We start from the raw sequence: 2,352 nt of genomic DNA, 5'->3' as shown, positions 1-2,352 counted from the left end.
GGACGTGGAGAATGGGGCGGGGGAGGACCAGGCTTCGGCTGGACGCCTTGGTCTTGGGCTGGGAGACCACCAGTTTTTTGTGGATGCGCTGTACCTGCCGCTCTACCTTCAATACGCCGGTCTGCACGTCCAGGTCGTCCCATTGAAGGGCCAGGATCTCCCCACGGCGCAGGCCGGTGGACAGCTCCAGCAGTAAGAGCTCATAGCACCCGTCCTCTTTGGCCTGAATCAGTAGGCGTTGGATTTCCTCCCCGGTGAGCACCAGCATTTCCCTGGGATGGGTGGTGGGTACCTTGCAGGCAGCGGCGGGATTTTTCTGGATTAGGCCATCTGCCAGGGCCTTGTCCAGTGCCATCCGGCAGGTGACATGGCAGCTTTTCACCATCCGGTCGGACAGGCCGGGGCCGTACAGCTCCCTTTGGGCCAGCCGTCCGTTTTGCTTCAGCCGTTGATAGAACTGCTGGAGATCCCCTTGGGTCAACTGGGAGAGGGGAATGTGTCCCAACTCCGGGATGATGTGCTGATAAATCCGATTTTCGTAGTCCGTCTGGGTCTTGGGCTTGATGCCTGGTTTGCAGTACTGCTGATACCAGTGATCCAACCATGCCCCGAAGGTCATGTCTACCTTAGGTGACTTGGGGGCTGCCCCCTGGACTTCCTCTTTTAGGGCTTTCAGCTTGGCTGCACACTCTGCCTTGGTTTTGGCCAGCACGTTTTTTGTTTTGGGGCGTCCGTTGTCGTCGTAGCCGATGACGTATCGCCCTTCCCATCGGCCATCCTTTCTCAGGTGGAGACTGCCATCTCCACGTTTTCGTTTCTTTGTCATGGCTCCATCTCCTCTCCCAGCAATTCTGTCAGGAAGCCGCCCACGATGTCGGCGGCGTTGCGCTGCATATCCCCAGTTACATGGGTGTAGGTGTCCAGGGTGAAGCTGGCCTTGGTGTGGCCCAGAATCCCGGACAAGGTCTTGGCATCCACGCCGCTGGACAGGGCATGGGTGGCGAAGGTGTGGCGGAGGTCGTGGAAGCGAATGTCCGGCAATCCCGCCTCCAGGAGCAGTTCTTTCAATCGCCGATAGGCTTTGGAGGGAGAGACGGGCTGTTCTGGGCGGATGGGGTCGGGAAAAATCCACTGGGATAGGGAGGACGCCTTTCGCTCCCGCAGCATCTGGGCTGTGCTGGAGGGGAGCAGGATGGTCCTGGTTCCTGCGTAGGTCTTGGTATCGCCCACCTCCACGCCACCACCTTTTCTGGGGTGGATGGTGCGGCGCACCTTCAAACGTCCGGATGCTTCATCAAAGTCTGTCCATTGAAGGCCGCACAGTTCGCCCCGCCGCAGACCTGTGGTCAGCTCGGTGAAGAAGAAGTCTCGCCACACCCAATCTTTTTGGATGACCGCTTTGAAGACATCCAGCTGGTGGTGGTTCAAGATCCCCTTGGTACGGTGGGCCACCTTGGGGGGTGTCACCCTATGGGCAGGGTTGGCAGGGAGGAGGCCTTCATCTACAGCGGTTTTTAAGGCGTGATGAAGGGTGTTGTGAATCCCACGGACGGTGGTGGGGCTCAGCCCCGGCCCTTGATTGCCACGCTTGTCCATGCGTCCGTGCTCCAGCAGCTTCTGGTAGAGGGTGTTCAAGTCTTTGCCATTGAGTTTCAGCAGGGGCTTGTCCCCCAGGTATGGTTTGACATGGTTGTTTAAGTCTCTTCGGTATCCATCTAAGGTATTGGGGCGAATGTTTGCTGAGATGTACTCGTCCAGCCATTTGTCCAACCATTGGGACAGGGTCATGTTACTTTTCTCGGTGAGATGTACGCCTTGATAGGCGCTGATATTCTGCCGCAGTTTGGCAGTTAATTCTCTTTGGGTATCGGCGTAGACGTAGTGGAAGATGGGGTCGCCGTTTTCCTTATGGCCGATGACCATACGGCCCTCCCAGCGGCCATTCCGTTTCCGCACCATGCCGTCCCCGGATGCTCTGCGTTTTGCCATGGCATCAATCCTCCTTCTGTATGTGATGGCAGATGTACTCTGATTCCTCCACGGAAGAATACAGTCCATCCGCCTCCAGTTCTTTTGCAATTCCTCAGGCCAGTTTGAATCCTGCGGTGAAGCTGGCCTGGGAGATTTCTTCCCGTAGCAGGGCTTGTCCATCTGCTAGGTCCATGAGCCTGCGCCGCTGGTTCTTGTCCAGGCAGTCCCGCACTTCCTGACGGGCAGTTTCAATTTCCTTCTCCAGTTCGGTAAGATTTGGCTTTCGGAAGAACCGCTGGTGCAGGGCTTTCATATAGTCGTTCATGTGTGCCGCCTCCTTATCAGCAACACACAATACCGAACAATGAAGAGAATAGCCAG

At 56.9% G+C, this 2,352-nt stretch carries 3 protein-coding genes; all 3 read right to left on the bottom strand.

Features of this window, described 5'->3' with window-relative positions; genetic code table 11:
* A partial coding sequence (locus tag H9X86_RS13140; RefSeq protein WP_204901713.1) for a site-specific integrase occupies window positions 1-826 on the bottom strand: 826 nt, incomplete at its 3' end.
* Window positions 823-1,989, bottom strand: coding sequence for a tyrosine-type recombinase/integrase (locus tag H9X86_RS13135; RefSeq protein WP_204901712.1), 1,167 nt, complete (start codon window positions 1,987-1,989; stop codon window positions 823-825). The genes H9X86_RS13135 and H9X86_RS13140, both read right to left, overlap by 4 nt.
* A 94-nt stretch (window positions 1,990-2,083) precedes the next feature.
* Window positions 2,084-2,296 carry a hypothetical protein gene (locus tag H9X86_RS13130; RefSeq protein WP_243416957.1) on the bottom strand — a complete coding sequence of 71 codons (213 nt, stop codon included), beginning with the start codon at window positions 2,294-2,296 and terminating at the stop codon, window positions 2,084-2,086.
* Window positions 2,297-2,352: the final 56 nt, after the last annotated feature.

Origin of the sequence: Pseudoflavonifractor capillosus (genome assembly GCF_016902575.1) — a bacterium.
GTDB lineage: Bacteria > Bacillota > Clostridia > Oscillospirales > Oscillospiraceae > Enterenecus > Enterenecus capillosus_A.
This window is presented reverse-complemented; position numbering and strand designations above follow the sequence as displayed.